Origin of the sequence: Neotamlana sedimentorum (assembly GCF_000943565.1) — a bacterium.
GTDB lineage: Bacteria > Bacteroidota > Bacteroidia > Flavobacteriales > Flavobacteriaceae > Neotamlana > Neotamlana sedimentorum.
On record NZ_JTDW01000005.1, the window covers coordinates 394902 to 412002 of the forward strand.

Annotated in this window: 19 protein-coding genes and 4 tRNA genes; 6 read left to right on the plus strand and 17 right to left on the minus strand. The window is 32.8% G+C overall.

What is annotated here, in order from left to right:
• Window positions 1-3: 3 nt before the first annotated feature.
• The 13 genes from PW52_RS09025 to PW52_RS09085 all read right to left on the minus strand — a co-directional run bounded on the left by PW52_RS09025 (window position 4) and on the right by PW52_RS09085 (window position 8665).
• Window positions 4-75, minus strand: a tRNA-Thr gene (locus tag PW52_RS09025).
• An 80-nt stretch (window positions 76-155) separates the two neighbouring features.
• Window positions 156-228, minus strand: a tRNA-Gly gene (locus PW52_RS09030).
• Between the two features lie 57 nt (window positions 229-285).
• Window positions 286-367: transfer RNA gene (locus PW52_RS09035), tRNA-Tyr, on the minus strand.
• Window positions 368-431: 64 nt separating this feature from the next.
• Window positions 432-505, minus strand: a tRNA-Thr gene (locus tag PW52_RS09040).
• Between the two features lie 101 nt (window positions 506-606).
• Complete coding sequence (gene hpf / locus PW52_RS09045) at window positions 607-909, minus strand: ribosome hibernation-promoting factor, HPF/YfiA family (RefSeq protein ID WP_044632591.1); 303 nt, start codon at window positions 907-909, stop codon at window positions 607-609.
• Window positions 910-945: 36 nt separating this feature from the next.
• Entirely contained in the window at window positions 946-1836 is an 891-nt protein-coding gene (locus tag PW52_RS09050; RefSeq protein ID WP_044632592.1) for a tyrosine-type recombinase/integrase, read from the minus strand.
• A gap of 116 nt (window positions 1837-1952) precedes the next feature.
• Window positions 1953-2147: a 30S ribosomal protein S21 gene (gene rpsU, locus PW52_RS09055; RefSeq protein WP_044632593.1), complete on the minus strand. Its 195-nt coding sequence runs from the start codon at window positions 2145-2147 to the stop codon at window positions 1953-1955.
• 86 nt (window positions 2148-2233) lie between these two features.
• Entirely contained in the window at window positions 2234-3400 is a 1167-nt protein-coding gene (locus PW52_RS09060) for an acyl-CoA dehydrogenase family protein (RefSeq protein WP_044632594.1), read from the minus strand.
• Window positions 3393-4274, minus strand: a complete 882-nt coding sequence (locus PW52_RS09065) for a ComEA family DNA-binding protein (RefSeq protein WP_044632595.1) — start codon at window positions 4272-4274, stop codon at window positions 3393-3395. Before PW52_RS09065 ends, PW52_RS09060 begins: the two co-directional genes overlap by 8 nt.
• A gap of 21 nt (window positions 4275-4295) precedes the next feature.
• Window positions 4296-5996 (minus strand): alanine/glycine:cation symporter family protein, encoded by a 1701-nt coding sequence (locus PW52_RS09070; RefSeq protein ID WP_044632596.1) that lies wholly within the window; start codon window positions 5994-5996, stop codon window positions 4296-4298.
• 108 nt (window positions 5997-6104) lie between these two features.
• On the minus strand, window positions 6105-7124 hold the full coding sequence (locus PW52_RS09075; protein ID WP_044632597.1) for a potassium channel family protein: 1020 nt from the start codon (window positions 7122-7124) through the stop codon (window positions 6105-6107).
• Window positions 7125-7130: 6 nt separating this feature from the next.
• The gene (locus PW52_RS09080; RefSeq protein WP_044632598.1) at window positions 7131-7358 is read right to left on the minus strand and encodes a PspC domain-containing protein; all 228 of its coding nucleotides are present in this window, start codon (window positions 7356-7358) and stop codon (window positions 7131-7133) included.
• Between the two features lie 14 nt (window positions 7359-7372).
• Window positions 7373-8665 carry a DUF2851 family protein gene (locus PW52_RS09085; RefSeq protein WP_044632599.1) on the minus strand — a complete coding sequence of 431 codons (1293 nt, stop codon included), beginning with the start codon at window positions 8663-8665 and terminating at the stop codon, window positions 7373-7375.
• A gap of 110 nt (window positions 8666-8775) precedes the next feature.
• On the opposite strand from PW52_RS09085, the gene PW52_RS09090 reads away from it, so the two are divergent.
• The 4 genes from PW52_RS09090 (at window position 8776) to PW52_RS09100 (ending at window position 11395) form a co-directional block, all read left to right on the plus strand.
• The gene (locus tag PW52_RS09090; RefSeq protein ID WP_044632600.1) at window positions 8776-9123 is read left to right on the plus strand and encodes a YciI family protein; all 348 of its coding nucleotides are present in this window, start codon (window positions 8776-8778) and stop codon (window positions 9121-9123) included.
• Between the two features lies 1 nt (window position 9124).
• The gene (locus PW52_RS09095) at window positions 9125-10081 is read left to right on the plus strand and encodes an RNA polymerase sigma factor (protein ID WP_240475168.1); all 957 of its coding nucleotides are present in this window, start codon (window positions 9125-9127) and stop codon (window positions 10079-10081) included.
• Between the two features lie 42 nt (window positions 10082-10123).
• Window positions 10124-10375, plus strand: coding sequence for a hypothetical protein (locus PW52_RS17715; protein WP_240475169.1), 252 nt, complete (start codon window positions 10124-10126; stop codon window positions 10373-10375).
• Between the two features lie 63 nt (window positions 10376-10438).
• Window positions 10439-11395 (plus strand): tetratricopeptide repeat protein, encoded by a 957-nt coding sequence (locus PW52_RS09100; protein WP_044632601.1) that lies wholly within the window; start codon window positions 10439-10441, stop codon window positions 11393-11395.
• 1 nt (window position 11396) lies between these two features.
• Here PW52_RS09100 and rsmG read toward each other — a convergent pair whose 3' ends face one another.
• Window positions 11397-12026: a 16S rRNA (guanine(527)-N(7))-methyltransferase RsmG gene (gene rsmG, locus PW52_RS09105; RefSeq protein WP_044632602.1), complete on the minus strand. Its 630-nt coding sequence runs from the start codon at window positions 12024-12026 to the stop codon at window positions 11397-11399.
• A 141-nt stretch (window positions 12027-12167) separates the two neighbouring features.
• On the opposite strand from rsmG, the gene PW52_RS09110 reads away from it, so the two are divergent.
• Entirely contained in the window at window positions 12168-13268 is a 1101-nt protein-coding gene (locus PW52_RS09110) for a fatty acid desaturase family protein (protein WP_044632603.1), read from the plus strand.
• A gap of 19 nt (window positions 13269-13287) precedes the next feature.
• Window positions 13288-14472 (plus strand): pyridoxal phosphate-dependent aminotransferase, encoded by a 1185-nt coding sequence (locus PW52_RS09115; RefSeq protein ID WP_044632604.1) that lies wholly within the window; start codon window positions 13288-13290, stop codon window positions 14470-14472.
• 63 nt (window positions 14473-14535) lie between these two features.
• Here PW52_RS09115 and PW52_RS09120 read toward each other — a convergent pair whose 3' ends face one another.
• From PW52_RS09120 to fbaA, 3 genes are all read right to left on the minus strand, one after another.
• Window positions 14536-14802 carry a hypothetical protein gene (locus tag PW52_RS09120; protein WP_044632605.1) on the minus strand — a complete coding sequence of 89 codons (267 nt, stop codon included), beginning with the start codon at window positions 14800-14802 and terminating at the stop codon, window positions 14536-14538.
• Window positions 14803-14936: 134 nt separating this feature from the next.
• Window positions 14937-15794 (minus strand): acetyl-CoA carboxylase, carboxyltransferase subunit beta, encoded by an 858-nt coding sequence (accD, locus tag PW52_RS09125; RefSeq protein WP_044632606.1) that lies wholly within the window; start codon window positions 15792-15794, stop codon window positions 14937-14939.
• Window positions 15795-16032: 238 nt separating this feature from the next.
• Complete coding sequence (fbaA, locus tag PW52_RS09130) at window positions 16033-17100, minus strand: class II fructose-bisphosphate aldolase (protein ID WP_044632607.1); 1068 nt, start codon at window positions 17098-17100, stop codon at window positions 16033-16035.
• Between the last annotated feature and the right edge of the window lies 1 nt (window position 17101).

The window sequence follows — 17101 nt, forward strand, 5'->3', positions numbered from 1 at the left end:
TTGAGCCAATGACGGGATTTGAACCCGTGACCTCTTCCTTACCAAGGAAACGCTCTACCCCTGAGCTACACCGGCCATTTTTAGTTTAAAGTTTCAAGCTCAAAGTTTCTAGTTTTTCAAACCGTAACACTTTAACCAAAACCGATAACTCTTAGAGCGGGAGACCGGGTTCGAACCGGCGACATTCAGCTTGGAAGGCTGACGCTCTACCAACTGAGCTACTCCCGCAATTCTCAAAATTTCAAAATACATCGAATTTTGAGCTTGCCACGCTATGCGTGTTTGTGGGGAGAGCAGGATTCGAACCTGCGAAGACATAGTCAGCAGATTTACAGTCTGCCCTCGTTGGCCGCTTGAGTATCTCCCCAATGGTATTCAATATTTTAAAGACCTTTCTCGAAAATTCGAACCTTAATATTTAAGGATTTTTGAGCCGATGGAGGGACTCGAACCCACGACCTGCTGATTACAAATCAGCTGCTCTAGCCAGCTGAGCTACATCGGCGTTTTTATACTTTTTACCATATAAAAAAAGCCCGTTATTTCTAACGGACTGCAAATGTAGAGATTTATTTTTGTATTCAAAACATTTTTTAAAAAATTTTACTATAAATAAGCTCTTAATTTTTCTTTTCGCTTTTTTAACTGCCTTTCTAACGACGCAATTGCGGTATCCGCCCCTTCTTCGAAGGTTTTACATTGTTTTTTTACAACAAAGCTATCTCCAGGAACACTTACTCTGGCTTCAAAAATTTTGTTAGTTTTTTCACTAGTGTTTTCAACTTTTAAAAAAACATCAGACTTAATGACCTTATCATAAAACAATTCTAACTTATCCATTCGTTTTTGAATAAATTCAATTAATTTTTGATCTGCATTAAAATTTACGGATTGCGTGTTTACTTTCATATCTAATAAAAGGTTTAGTTAGACAATAAATTAATACTATTTTTTACTTCTTGGATGTGCTTTAATATGCACTTTTTTTAATTCTGCTATACTATTATGTGTATAAACTTGAGTAGCAGCTAAACTAGAATGTCCTAAAAGTTCTTTAACAGCATTTAAGTTTGCACCTTGGTTTAATAAATGGGTTGCAAAAGAGTGCCTAAGTATGTGTGGACTCTTTTTTACTTTAGTAGATGCTTTACTAAAATAGTCATTTATTATTCTGTAAACAAGTGTTTCATATATTTTAACTCCTTTTTTTGTTAAAAACAACTTATTTTTATCGACTAAAATTTGTAGTTCGCTTCTTGCTTTTAGGTACTCTTTAGCTGTTTGTATTACTGTATTTAATAACGGAATAATACGCTCCTTTTTTCGTTTACCTAAAACCTTTAACGTTTTATTATGTAAATCGAGGCTAGACAGGTTTATTTCTACTAGCTCTATACGACGTATTCCTGTTGAGTAAAACAATTCGATTATAAATTTGTCGCGCAAACTTTCAAAATCATTTTCTGTTTTAAAAAGATTTAATACTTGGCTTACCTCGTTTTCTGAAAATGGAATTTGCACTTTCTTACTTGTTTTTAAGGCTTTATGTTTTGATAAAGGGTTTATTTGAATGGTTTCGGTTTTTAACAGAAACTTGTAGTACGAATTTAATGCAGACACTTTTCGGTTTACGCTACGATTGCTTAAGCCAGCTTCAACCAAGGAAACTATCCAGCTTCTTATTTGCTGATAATTTACTTCATTTATTGAAGCCATATTGTATTCGGAATTAATAAATTCCGCGAAAGCGTTAATGTCGCTTAAATAGTTTTTTACGGTTAATGCTGAATAATTTTTTTCGAGCAACAAATAATTTGAAAAGGATTTAGTAGACAAATTGGGACCGTTTTAAATTTGGATTTCTTAAAAATACGAATCTTTACATAAATATGAAGCAAAAAAAAAACCCACTTGTTATAAAGTGGGATTTTAAATTATTTAGAATGCAGTAATTAAACTTCTTCTGCGTCTCTAAGTGTTTGAATGTATTGCGCTTTTTGAACTTGCGCTCTACGAGCTACAGATGGCTTAGTAAACTGCTTACGAGTTTGTAACGCGCGCTTAGTTCCTGTTCTATCAAACTTACGCTTGTAACGCTTTAACGCTCTATCTATATTTTCTCCTTCTTTTATAGGTATAATTAACATAGCTCTTAACCTCCTCTCTTTTTCAGATTTTGTGGGTGCAAATATAAAATTAATTCTGAATTCTGAATTAATTTTATACTTTTTTTTTAAGTTGCTGGTTTATAACTCTTTTTATCGATTATTATTTTCGATAAGATTTCTCGAAGTATTTCTGAAGTTCCGCCTCCAATTGGACCTAACCTGCTATCGCGAAGCAGTCGTGCCATTGGGTATTCTTCCATATAACCATAACCGCCTAAAAACTGTAAACATTCATAAATAACCTCATCTGCCATTTTTGTAGATTTTAGTTTAGACATGGTCGCTTCTTTTACCGCATATTCACCTTTATTTAATTGATTTGCCACTGCGTAATTAAAGGTTTTACAAAATTCTAACTCGGTATATAAATCGGCAATTTTATGTCTTAAGGCTTGAAACTGATTGATTGATTTACCAAACGCCTTACGTTCCTGCATGTATTCCAGAGCATACTCTAAAGCAAATTCTGCGCGAGCATGGGCATTAATTCCCATAATTAAACGTTCGGATGCAAAGTGTTGCATTATATAAGAGAAGCCTTTATTTTCTTCTCCCATTAAATTTTGAACTGGGATTTTAACATTATCAAAAGCTATTTCACCTGTGTCTGACGCACGCCAACCTAATTTATCTAGTTTAGTAGCCGATACACCAGGAGATTCTCTATCGATTAAAAAAATGCTTATTCCTTTGTTTCCAAGTTCTGGATTGGTTTTCGCTGCTACAATTAAATAATCGCTATAAACCCCATTTGTTATAAAAGTTTTAGAACCATTAATAACATAACTATCGCCTTGCTTTACAGCTGTAGTTCGCATTCCTGCTACATCGCTACCTCCAAAAGGTTCTGTTATACAAAGACATCCTATTTTTTCTCCAATAATACTTGCCGATAAATATTCTTCTTTAATCGCATCACTAGCTTCGGCATTTAAATGCGTCATCGCTAAATAGCCATGCGCCCAAACAGCTGCTGCAAAACCGCCAGAGTTTATTTTTTGAAGTTCCTCTAATAAAATTACCGTGTAAAATAGATCTAAATTTAATCCACCATAAGCTTCAGGGTAATTTATACCTAAAAAGCCCATTTCACCAAGTTTTAACCAGATGTCTTTATCTATCGCTCCAGTTTTTTCCCAAGTGTTAATGTGTGGTACAACTTCCTTTTGTAAAAAATTTTTTAAGCTTTCTCTAAAAAGGTGATGTTCTTCAGTGAAGTATATGTTATTCATTTAAAATATTTTCGGATTGCAAATATAATTCAATTATCTCAAATTTATTTACAGGAAAACCATTTACTTTTTTAAGTTCTTCAACAGATTTGAACCCTTTTTGAGATTCTTTAAATTCTATAATTTTATGAGCCAACTCATAATCGATATGTTGCACAGTTACCCAATCGTTAACCGTTGCTGTATTTATATTTATTTTTTTAATTACACGCGGTGTTTTTACCGTAAACTTTTGAGTAATGTTGGTTATTACCTCTGGCTTTAATCCGTAAACATCTTTAAGTTGAATATCGGCAACAAAACCACCTGGAAAGGAATTTCGAAAACGAATAATACGTTTTGCATAAACCGCGCCTACACCATAAACCGTTTGTAAGTCTTTGGCTGTAGCTGTATTTAAATCTTGTTTTTGAGAATGATTAAATGTTTTTTTAGCTGCTGTTTTCTTGACTTTGTTATAAGCTGGTTTATTTACCCAGTCGGGAAATTTAAAATATGGTGCTATTGTATTTAATAATGAATCTGAAATTTGGGTTACTTCTTGAAACTGTTTTGGTGAATTTATAAATTCTCCTTTTTTTCTAAATGCAAACAACCTATCTATTTCTTGGGTAGATAATCCTAAGGTTTCACCTTTAAAATCGGTAATATAATTGGGGTTAAACGGATAGATTTTTGGCTTTTGTGCGCCTATCTTCACCGCTTGAAGTGAATCGAATTCTTTTTCGAAAGCAATTAACTCTTCGGTATTAACGTTTATTTCTTCCGAAGAAAAATCAATAAAAAAATATGCACATTGCAACCCAATAATTAATACTAATAATAGCAAAATCCCATTTCGCTGTTGTTTAGTAAACTTGAAATGGGATTGCATTAAGGTTGAGTTAGTTAAATTTTAATCTTCAATCGCATCTGCTTTTAACTTGATAGCATCAAGATAGCGATTTAATTGTTTTTTAACCACTGGGAATAATAGGAACAAACCAACCATGTTAGGGAAAATCATTGCGAAAATCATCGCATCAGAGAAACTCCAAATAGATCCCATACTAGCAGCTGCACCAATTACAACAAAGGTTAAGAATAATATTTTATAAACTAAATCGGCAACTTTACCTCTACCGAATAAAAATTTCCAAGATTGTAAGCCGTAGTAAGACCACGAAATCATTGTTGATACAGCAAACAATACTACAGCTACAGTTAAAAATATATTTGAATAAGGAATATATTGCGCAAATGCTTTAGATGTAATTCCTGCGCCTTCGAAAGCTTCTCCATCTATAAACACTACACCAGAACCATCTCCACCATACTCAAAAAATCCTCCAAAGTTAAAAATAACAATAACTAAAGCCGTCATAGTACAAATTACAACAGTATCAATAAATGGCTCTAATAAAGCTACAAGTCCTTCTGAAGCAGAATATTTTGTTCTTACCGCAGAGTGTGCTATTGATGCCGAACCAGCCCCAGCTTCGTTAGAGAACGCCGCACGTTTAAAACCTACTAGTAAAACTCCTATTACCGAGCCTACACCAAATGCTGTTGGATTAAATGCTTCTTTTACAATTAAACCAATAGCATCATCAATTAATGAGAAATTACTAAATATTATATAAACACAAGCTATTATATACATTAAAGCCATAAAAGGCACAACTTTTTCAGTTACCGATGCAATACGCTTAATACCTCCAATTATTATAATACCAACTAAAACAGCTAATACTAAACCTACAATTGCTCCTGCCGCTGTGCTTTCCCAGTTAAAAAGTTCTTTAATTACAATAGTTGCTTGGTTAGATTGTGCTGCGTTACCACCACCAAAAGAACCACCAATACAAAACACCGCAAAAATACCTGCTGCAATTTTCCCTAAGGTTTTAAATCCTTTTGATTTTAACCCTTTACTTATGTAATACATAGGACCACCATAAACAGTACCATCTTCACCTACATCGCGATATTGAACACCTAATGTACATTCTACAAACTTAGTAGACATACCTAAAAGGCCGCATATAATCATCCAAAACGTTGCTCCAGGACCACCTAAAGCAATAGCTAAAGCTACACCAGCAATATTACCATTACCGACTGTTCCTGAAACCGCAGTTGCTAAAGCCTGAAAGTGCGACACTTCCCCTTCAGAACTTTCATCTCTTATAGTATCTACTATATCACCATCAATCGCTAAATCGTCCTTTATACTTACCAAATGATCTTCAATATCCACATTAGTTAAATCTTGACCTTGAGCAATACCCTCTTCACCATAAAGTTCTTGAGCACCGTGTTTTTCAATATCTTCATATTTACCACGAACCGTATTTATAGCTGTCCAGAAATAACGAATGTTTGGAAAGCCAAAATAAATAGTAAAAAATAACGCACTACCTACTAATAGTAACAGTACGAATGGTATTGTGAATTCTTCACCTTTATAAACAGGAAAAAACACAACATTCGTAAAAAATTCTGCAATAGGTGCAAATGCTTGATCTATTTTTTGGTCAAGTCCAACCTCTTCTTCTTGTGCAAATGTTAATATTGGTAAAATTAATGAAAGTGTTGTTAGAAGATATTTCTTCATAATTATGAGAATAAGTTAGTTATTATTTAGAGAATAATTAGTTATTTGCGGCAAGATGCTAAAAAAAAATGGCATTTTAAAACATTGGTTGTTAAAAATGCAATTACACTAATCTATATTAAATTCAGAATTAAGCGCATTTATTTGTTCAGGACGACCTAAAACAATGATTTTAGAATGCGGTTCTAATTTTAAATTCGCTTCAGGGTTTACAATATATTCACCACTAGCATCCTTATAACCAATTACATTACAGCCTGTTTTACGGCGTAAATCTAAATCTTTTAAGGTTTTTGCAAAATTGGTATTATATAGTTTCTCTACTGCAATTTCTTCTATATTTATATTTGATTTGCCTACAATAGATAAATTATCAATAAATTCCATTAAACCAGGAACAACTACTAAAGACGCCATATGATCGCCACCAATTTTATCGGGTAAAATAACATTGTTGGCTCCTGCGAATTTTAGCTTATTATAAGATGATTCTTGTGATGCTCTACTAATTATATTAATATCCTTATTAAGTTGTCTGGTAGAAAGTACTACAAACAAATTATCGGCGTCGTTTGGTAAAGCCGAAATAAAACAAGATGCGCGATCTACACCAGATTGTTGCAAAACTTCATCTTCATTTGCATTTCCTATTACATATGGCACGCCATCTAGCTGTAAACGTTCTTCTAATTCTTTATTTTTTTCAATTACAACAAATTCACGATTGTAGGCCATTAATTTGCTTGCTGCTTGTTTACCATTGCGCCCATAACCACAAATAACAACGTGATTTTTAAAACCATCAATCTTTTTTTGCATTTTTCTATGTTTTAATTCTTCAATATCATTCTTACTTAAAATATATTCGGTAATAATAGATAGTGCGTAACCTACAATTATTACGCTCGCTAAAATTAAGATTATGGTAAAAATTTTAGCTTCTTTATCAAGTGGTACAACTTCACCAAAACCAACGGTTGTCATGGTAATTACGGTCATGTAAACAGCATCGACCCACGAATAACCAGAAATAAATCGATACCCAGAAACGCCAATAAGTAAAATTACTATTAGCAAGAGTACTGCGGTGTAAATTTTGGTTCTAAAAAACTTTATTAATGGATTCATATAAAATTACAAATCGAAAACCGAAGATCTTTTGGTATAAATTAAATCCTTAATTCGCATCCAAAAAGCTAAAAATAAATATAATGCAAATCCAAAACCAACAGTAACAAATGTTAAATACATAAAACTTGTACGCACTACTTTGGCGCGAATTCCTAACCTATCGGCAATTCTTTGACACACATAATATCCATGTTTTTGAAAAAAATATACTGGTTTGTAAAATACATTCATATCGCAATTTAATATTAAGTTTCTTGGTTTAAAAGTTTATTATTTAAAAACACGTTTCCCACGGCACATTTTAAACACAAATTAGTGTCACAATACTTAGTTTTTAAGTGAATTAAGGCTTGCGAATCTAAAGCTGTTTTTGAAACTGGTTTTAAATTATTAAAAGCCGAAATAATATTATTTTTTTCTGATTTTATTGAGGCTATCAACTCTAATATTTCATCTTGAATGGAAATTCCTTGATGCTTTGCATAACAAAACTTTAGTGGAATTATAGTATTAATTAGCAACAAATCGATAAATGATTTTGATATTCCTTTGTTTGAAGGCTTTGATTCTTTTTGAAAAGTATAATGCGTTTTCCAAAAACTAGAAGTCTCTACTTTAAACAACTTATAAAACTCATCGAGTGATTTGATTTCTATAACTTTAGAAAACAAATTTTGATGTAAAAAATATAAACTTGCTAATTGCGATAATCGAATGGTGGGAAAGTTAAGAGGTCTCAATCGAAAAAATTGAACAGGTAAAACCCCAATGGTTTTTAGGTTAAACTTTACTTTAGTAAAGCTGTATTCCTTTAAAAGTTTTAAAAAATAAGGTTCTTGAGTGTCGTTTTCCAATAATCCTGCTTGACCGAATAACAAGGCTTCCAACTTAAATAAATCATTTTGCATCTTCCTAACCACCGTAAAACTCATAGAATTTGCCAAACTAAAAAAGGCTTCTCCATTTACTTTTAAACCAAAATTTTTAAATATCATTTTAAATAAAACGGTCTCCCAGTCGTTTTTAGATTGAGTCAATAAATCATCAATAACACCAGCCTTTTGCTCTAAACGCTCAAAAAATAAGCGTTCTTTCCAATTGGCAAGCACAAAATCATTAACATTGCTAAATTCATTTTCACAATTAATCCATCTATTATCGGCACCAAATAATGTCTTATAACTTTTTAATAAACCCTCATTAACAAAATCTTTTAATTGTAAGGTAGCTAAAGGCGAATTATCCTCTCTAAACACTTCAATATCGTGTTCCCAAACTACATGTAAAATAACATTATTGTAAGCATTATCTATTTCATGATTATGCAAATACCAATCGGAAGATTTTATATGAATTTCCACATTACCAGCCCAAAGCTGATTGTCAATAATTAATTGGGCATTAAAAAAATCGGGGCCCGAATTAAAATTATGCGTGCCTACATTTTTTACAACAACTGTTTTACCCATAACCGTTTTTAAATGCGTAATATGTATCTTTTTATGTTTCCATAAATAATGTAGAAAATCTTCTTGCATTCAACTAATTTAATTATTTTGAAGTAAGAATTTTAATAAATTTGAAAAAAATGTCCCTTTTTTAAATCTGGCAAACGTCATTAAGATATAAACTTTTAAAAAATTAAATTATGAAACAATTTATGATGATTTTCACTGGAGCCGATTACACCGATTTAGGCTTATCGCCAGAAGAATTACAAACTCGCATGCAAAAATGGTTTGCCTGGGGAAACAAAATGGAACAAGCCGGTATTTTACGAGGCGGTGAAGCTTTAACACCACAAATTAGACGTGTTTCGGGTGAAAACCGCACGGTAACCGATTTATCTTCGGCCGAAGCTAAAGAAATTGTTGGTGGTTATTACACCGTTGAAGCCGAAAGTTTTGATGCTGTTGAAGCCATTGCTCAAGATTTTCCCGATTACGATTTAGGTGGCACTGTAGAAATTAGAGAAGTTATGGTGTTCGATAGATAGTATGGAAAACCAACTTATAGACCATCTTTTTAGACATCACAGCGGAAAGATGGTCTCTGTTTTAACTCGATTTTTTGGTTTACAGCATCTCGGTATAATTGAAGATGCCGTACAAGACACCTTTATAAAAGCCAGTTTAAGTTGGCGTACAAAACAACCCGAAAATCCTGAAGCTTGGTTAAATAAAGTGGCGAAAAACCGTGTTTTAGATATTTTTAGAACGCTTAAAGCCCAACAAAACAACTTACCACAAATAAACCAAGGCACACAAAGTATTGCTATAAACGAATTGTTTCTAGATTCAGAAATTGAAGATGCGCAATTACGTATGATTTTTACCGCTTGCCACCCCAAACTCGATGCTCGCGATCGTATTTCGTTTGCATTAAAAACCGTTTCTGGTTTTAGCATAAAAGAAATTGCTTCGGCTTTATTAACCAAAGAAGATACTATTAAAAAACGGCTGCTTCGGGCTAAAAAAAGTATTAAACAACAACATATTCCTTTTAAAATTCCACAAGGCAATGCGTTACCTCAACGGTTAGATAGTGTACTGGAAGTTTTATATTTAATTTTTAATGAAGGATTTCACTCTAACAAAACAGACAAACTCATTCAAAAAGAACTTTGTGCAGAAGCTATTCGTTTAACTCAAATTCTATTAAAAAAAGACATTACAAGACAACCAAAAGTATATGCGCTTTGTGCTTTATTGTGTTTTCATGCCGCACGACTAGATGCGAAAACCAATACCAATAACGAAATTTTAGATTTAAAAACGCAAAACCGTAGCCTGTGGCATAAACCGCTTATAGAGCGCGGAAATGTAATGATGTATAAAGCTGTTGAAACTCATACATTTTCGCATTATCATTATGAAGCCGCCATAATTGCAGAGCACTTAAAAGCTTCAACCTTCGAACAAACAGATTGGAACAAAATTCACCATTGGTATTAATGCCTACACCAATTACAACCAGCTCCCATTAATTTATTAAACATGGCTGTTGTATGCTTGCAAAAACAAGATTTTATAATGGCAAAAACACATTTAAACCAATTAAATGCTGAAGATTTACAACAACGCTCATATTTGTTTTATGCCACTAAAGCCAATTATTATTTGCAAACCAATCAACCTAAAAAAGCCATTTTAAACCTAAACAAAGCTATAGAACAGGTTAGCAATACACTCGAAAAAAAATATTTAATAAAAAAACGTGACGATTTAATTTTAAAAAACAAAACTTAAATTTCTGGAAAACTATATTATCTTTATGTGAAAAACGGCATATTTTTTGCTCCCTAATTCACAATGAAAAAACTGCTAGCACTTTTACTGTTATTGCCTCTTCTTAATTTTGCTCAGGTTAAGAAATTATATAGGCAAGCCTTAAGAACTTCTAATTTAGAAGAACGAATTTCTATTTTAAACGAAATTATAAAACAAGACCCTAAAAATTTCGATGCCATTTTTCAGCGTGGTATTGCAAAAAACGACTTAGGAAATTTTAGAGGTGCCATTGTAGATTACTCCAGAATAATTGTTGAAAAACCAGAAGCGGACACCTTTTTTAATCGTGGAAATGCGAAATACAGCTTGCAAGATTTACCAGGTGCAAAACAAGACTATGCCAAAGCTTATATGCTAGACGATAATTTTATTGACGCACTTTATAGTTTGGCTTGTGTGAAGTTAGATTTAGGCGAATTTGAAAGTGCCATTACCGATTTTAATATCGTTATAAAAAATGCACCAAACTTTGCTCGGGCACATGTTTTAAGGGCACATGCTTATAAAGCCACCGAAAAATTAGAAAAAGCTTTAGAAGGTTATACTACTGCCATCGTTTTAGAGCCGTCAATAGACACGTATTACAACCGCGCACTTTTCTTCATGGAAATGAACTATTTTAAAGAAGCTAAACGTGATTTTTCTATTGTATTAAAAGCCGACAGAAATAATGCCTATAGCTATTTTTACAGAGGAGCCATAAATTTATTTTTAGGAAAATTTGAAGAAGCTATTATAGATTTCACCAAAGCCAACCAGTTCGACACAACAGATTTTGATACCTACTTAGGATTAGCTATGGCTTACAACAAATTAAATAACACACCGCTTTCTCAAGAAAATTTAAAAAAAGCTAATAGTATTATTTCCCCAAACCAAACTATAAATAGTATTGATGATTATGAAAACACTTATTGGCATCAACATTATTATCATTACTTTAATAATAATATTAACGAGATAATTAAAAATCGATAAATTACCCTTTATACTTTAAAGGTAAATGCACCACTTTTTTGGTTTCAAAAAAGTCTTCTTCGAAAAAATCTGGCAAATCGTAAATGGTGGCTGTCCTGTAAGTTTTAAGCTCCTCGCTTAAATCACCACCTTTTAAATATAGTATACCATTTTTTAAATCATGGCTTTGTTCTTTTTTTATTTTTCCTTTCACCCAATGAACAAACGTGGGCATTGAAGCTACAGCTCTGCTTACAATAAAATCGTAAGTATCATTAATTTCTTCAACACGAGTGTGTGTTGTTTTAACATTGGTTAAACCTAAGCCTTCAACAACCTCATTTACTACTTTAAGCTTTTTAGCAATACTATCTACTAAATGAAACGAACATTCTGGATATAAAATGGCTAATGGTAACCCTGGAAACCCTCCACCCGTACCAACATCCATTATTTTACTTCCATCATTAAATTGCAATACTTTAGCAATACCTAATGAGTGTAAGACGTGGCGTAAATACAGCTCGTCAATATCTTTTCTAGAGACTACATTAATTTTTAAATTCCAGTCTTGATAAAGATTTTCTAATTGTTTAAACTGATTAATTTGAGTCTCAGTTAAATTTGGAAAGTACTTTAAAATGAGTTCCATTTCTGTTAAATTTTCAACAAAAATATACTTTTTAAATACATTATTTTACTAAAAAACGTTATTAGTTAAGTTGGTTTATAACTATATTTGCACCGAATATAGTCATTCGACCTAATTTGAGTACTATATAAAATATTTATCATGACTAAACAGACATTATCGTTCTCCAGAACGGATTCAGCAAAATTTTTCAGAACATTAAATAAAAGAGTTAACAATTACTTTAAAGAAAATAACGTAAAAAAAACCGGCAACTGGAAAATATGGGTTAAAACCATAGTTATGTTCTCCATTTTCTTGGCGCCTTATTTCTTAATACTTACCTTAAATATACCTGGTTGGGCTCAACTACTTTTAACCATAGTAATGGGAATTGGAATGGCAGGAGTTGGTATGAATGTAATGCATGATGGTAACCACGGTGCTTTTTCTAACAAAGAATGGGTTAACCGCTTAATGGGAAGTAGTATCTACATTCTAGCTGGAAATGTGTACAACTGGCAAGTACAACATAATGTTTTACATCATACTTATACAAATATACACGGACACGACGAAGATTTAGACGCTGGTCGTATTTTACGTTTTACAAAACATTCAGAGTGGAAATGGTATCACAGATTTCAACACTACTACTCTATTTTATTATACGGTTTATTAACTATAAATTGGGCCATCACTACCGATTGGCAACAAATGCGCCGTTATATGAAACGTAAATTATCTTACGGAAAATTCCCTAACCCAGTTTGGAATTGGAGTAAACTTGTAATTTCAAAACTAATTTATGTTTCTATTTGGATTGTTTTACCGCTTTTAGTTTTAGATATTGCTTGGTGGAAAGTACTACTAGGTTTCTTCTTAATGCATTATACCGCCGGCTTAATTTTAAGTGTCGTGTTTCAATTAGCACACGTTATGGAAGAAGCCGAAATGCCTTTACCAGAAGAAAACGGTACTATGAAAAACACATGGGCAATTCACCAATTAAACACAACCATTAATTTTAGCACCAAAAACAAAATTGTTAACTGGTTTACTGGCGGCTTAAACCACCAAGTAGAGCACCATATTTTTCCGCATATTAGTCATGTACATTATACTAAAATCGCAAAAATAGTAAAAGAAACAGCTAAAGAATTTAATTTACCATACAACGAATATAAAACAACACGTAAAGCTGTTATTTCTCATTTTAAATTTTTAAAACAAATGGGAGCAAAACCTGCGTTAAACGTTTAACCAACTTATTTACATTTAAATGCAACTATTATCTGATAGAATTTTAAACATGGCTACCTCAGCAACGTTAGCTATGGCGGCGAAAGCACGCGAATTAAGAGGCGAAGGCAAAGATATTATTGGTTTAAGCTTAGGCGAACCCGATTTTAACACGCCCGATTTTATAAAAGAAGCCGCTATTCAAGCTATTAACGAGAACTACAACTCGTATACTCCTGTTGATGGCTATGGTGAACTTAAAGATGCCATTATTACAAAGTTTAAACGTGATAATGGTTTAACTTATGAGTCTTCTCAAATTGTGGTTTCTACAGGTGCTAAACAAGCTCTGTTTAATATTGCAGGAGTTATGCTTAATGATGGCGACGAAGTTATTTTACCATGTCCATACTGGGTAAGTTACTCTGATATTGTAAAGCTTTTTGGCGGTGTTCCTGTAGAAGTGAAAACTTCAATTGAAACAGATTTTAAAATGACTGCAGAACAACTTGAAGCTGCCATTACACCAAAAACCAAAATGATGTGGTTTAGTTCGCCTTGTAACCCAAGTGGTTCGGTGTACAGTAAAGAAGAGCTGCAAGCTTTAGTTGATGTTTTTAAAAAATACCCAGACATTTATGTCGTTTCCGATGAAATTTACGAACACATAAATTATGGTAAAGGTCATACCAGTATAGCCGAATTTGAAGAGATGTACAACAGAACTATCACCGTAAATGGCGTTTCTAAGGCTTTTGCTATGACGGGATGGCGTATTGGATATATTGGTGCTCCAGAAAAAATTGCTAGAGCATGTAATAAACTTCAAGGACAAGCCACAAGCGGTGCCAACTGTATTGCACAACGCGCTGTAATAACTGCATGCACAGAATCTCCAGAGAAAGTATCGTATATGATTGAAGAATTTAAAGAGCGTCGCGATTTAATTCTTGGTTTATTAAACGATATTGAAGGCTTTAACTGTAATGTTCCTGATGGTGCTTTTTACGTATTCCCTGATATTTCATATTACTTCGGAAAGACTTTACGTGGAAAAACAATAAACAACGCTACCGATTTTTCTTTATATTTATTAGAAGAAGCTTTGGTTGCAACCGTAACAGGTGATGCTTTTGGAAATCCAAATTGTATTCGTATATCTTACGCTGCTTCGCAAGAACAAATTATTGAAGCTATAAAACGAATTAAAGAAGCTGTAAGTTAATTTCTTACTAAAGCTCTAAAGTTTATATTAAGCCTTTAAGTTTTAAAAACTTAAAGGCTTTTTTTATGTAAAAATAAAATAGCCTAATACTATAAAAAGCACAACTAATAGTAGAATTATAAAAACTATTTTCTTTTTAAAGGCCCTGTTTTCCTCGATAGTTTGCTGTTTTATTTTATTTAATAATGCTGGTGTAGACTCTGAAAAAGATTTCATTTTAACTCCGCGGTAGCTACCAGACAATACTTTTTTGTCTTGTCGTTTTGCTAATAAACTTCTATTATTTTTTAATGAATTACTGGCTGCTACCATTGCACCTTCTCCTCCCATAATTTAATAGTTTTTATAAACCAACAATAACACATTGTTGTATTTATAGGTGGTAGATTTTATAAAAAAGTTACAGAAAGCAAATAAAAAAGCCGCTAAATTTAGCGGCTTTAATTGAAATATTATAAAATGAATTAAGCTCTTAAAGGCTGATTCATAATTAAATCGATATATTGATTTACTTTATTTTTAAGTTCCTTTCTAACCGTAATAAAATCTAAGAAACCATGCTCTAATAAAAACTCAGCAGATTGAAATCCTTCTGGTAAATCCTTTCCAGTTGTATCTTTTACAACACGAGGTCCTGCAAAACCAATCAAAGCTCCTGGTTCGCTAATGTTTATATCGCCTAACATAGCAAAAGATGCTGTTGTACCTCCTGTTGTAGGATCTGTACACAACGAAATATAAGGTAATTTAGCTTCGGCTAACTGTGCTAACTTAACAGATGTTTTGGCTAACTGCATTAAAGATAATGCTGCTTCCATCATACGGGCACCGCCAGATTTTGAGATTACCATTAATGGTAATTTTTTCTTTAAAGCATAATCTGCTGCACGTGCTATTTTTTCGCCTACTACACTTCCCATAGAACCACCAATAAAGGCAAAATCCATACAAGCTACAACTAAATCTTTTCCTTTAGATTTACCAACGCCGACTCTAACGGCATCTTTTAGCTTTGTTTTTTCTTGAGCAGATTTTAAACGGTCTGGGTATTTTTTAGTATCAACAAACTTTAAAGGATCTTTAGATTCTAGGTTTGCATCTAATTCTTTAAACTTATTATCATCAAAAAGAATTTCAAAATACTCTTTACTACCAATACGCACATGGTACCCATCTTCTGGACTTACATAAAAGTTTTTTTCTAACTCTTCGGTATCAATAATTTTCCCTGTAGGCGATTTGTACCAAAGCCCTTTTGGTGTATCTTTTTTCTCTTCGGTTGTTGTTGTTATTCCTTTTGTTTTTCTTTTAAACCAAGACATATGATTTATATTTTTTTACAGATTATAACAATCTATTACGTTTCAACTTTGTTAGTCAGTTTGCTTTTATAAAAGCGAGAAGACAAAATTAAACCTTTTTTTGCTTTTGAGGTAAAACTACGGTGCTTTTTATGAAACAAGCTCCTTTAAGTTAGTGCTATTAATCTGGTTGAAAATACTTTATACAAAAAAAGATTCTGTTTTTACAGAATCTTTTTTATCGAAAATATTTAATTTCTTACAACGTATTAACGTTATTTAAATCTTCAAACGCTTTCTTTAAACGTGCTACGAAAGTTTTTTCGCCTTCACGCAACCAAACACGTGGATCGTAGAATTTTTTATTTGGCACATCGTCTCCGTCAGGGTTACCAATTTGTGCTTTTAAATATTCAGCTTTTTTCCCCATGTAATCGCGAATACCTGTCATGAATGCATATTGTAAATCAGTATCGATATTCATTTTAATTACACCATAGCTAATACCTTCACGAATTTCTTCTACTGAAGAACCAGAACCGCCATGGAATACAAAATCGATATGATTATGACCTACACCATATTTTTCAGAAATATATTCTTGAGAATTTTTTAAGATTTTTGGAGTTAATTTTACGTTACCTGGTTTGTAAACACCGTGTACATTACCAAAAGCTGCTGCAATGGTAAAACGAGGACTTACTTTACTTAGCTCTTCGTAAGCGTAAGCCACTTCTTCGGGTTGTGTGTATAGTTTAGAATCGTCTACATCACTGTTATCTACTCCATCTTCTTCTCCTCCTGTGATACCTAATTCTATCTCTAAAGTCATTCCCATTTTGCTCATTCTCTCTAAATAGGTTTTACATATTTCTATGTTTTCTTCTATTGGTTCTTCAGAAAGATCAATCATGTGTGAACTGAATAATGGTTTTCCAGTTTCTTCAAAATATTTTTCACTGGCGTCTAACATACCATCAATCCATGGTAATAACTTTTTTGCACAGTGGTCTGTATGTAAAATTACTGGCACACCATAAGCTTCTGATAACGTATGCACATGCTTAGCACCCGCTACAGCACCTGCAATTGCAGCTTTTTGGTCTTCGTTGCTTAATCCTTTCCCAGCATTAAACTGTGCACCACCATTTGAAAATTGAATAATTACTGGAGCATTTAAATCTCTTGCTGTTTCTAATACACCGTTAATAGTGTCCGAACCAATAACATTTACAGCTGGTAAAGCGTAACTATTTGCTTTAGCGTGTTTAAATATTTCTTGAACTTCATCGCCTGTAGCAACGCCTGGTTTAATGTTGTGTGCCATG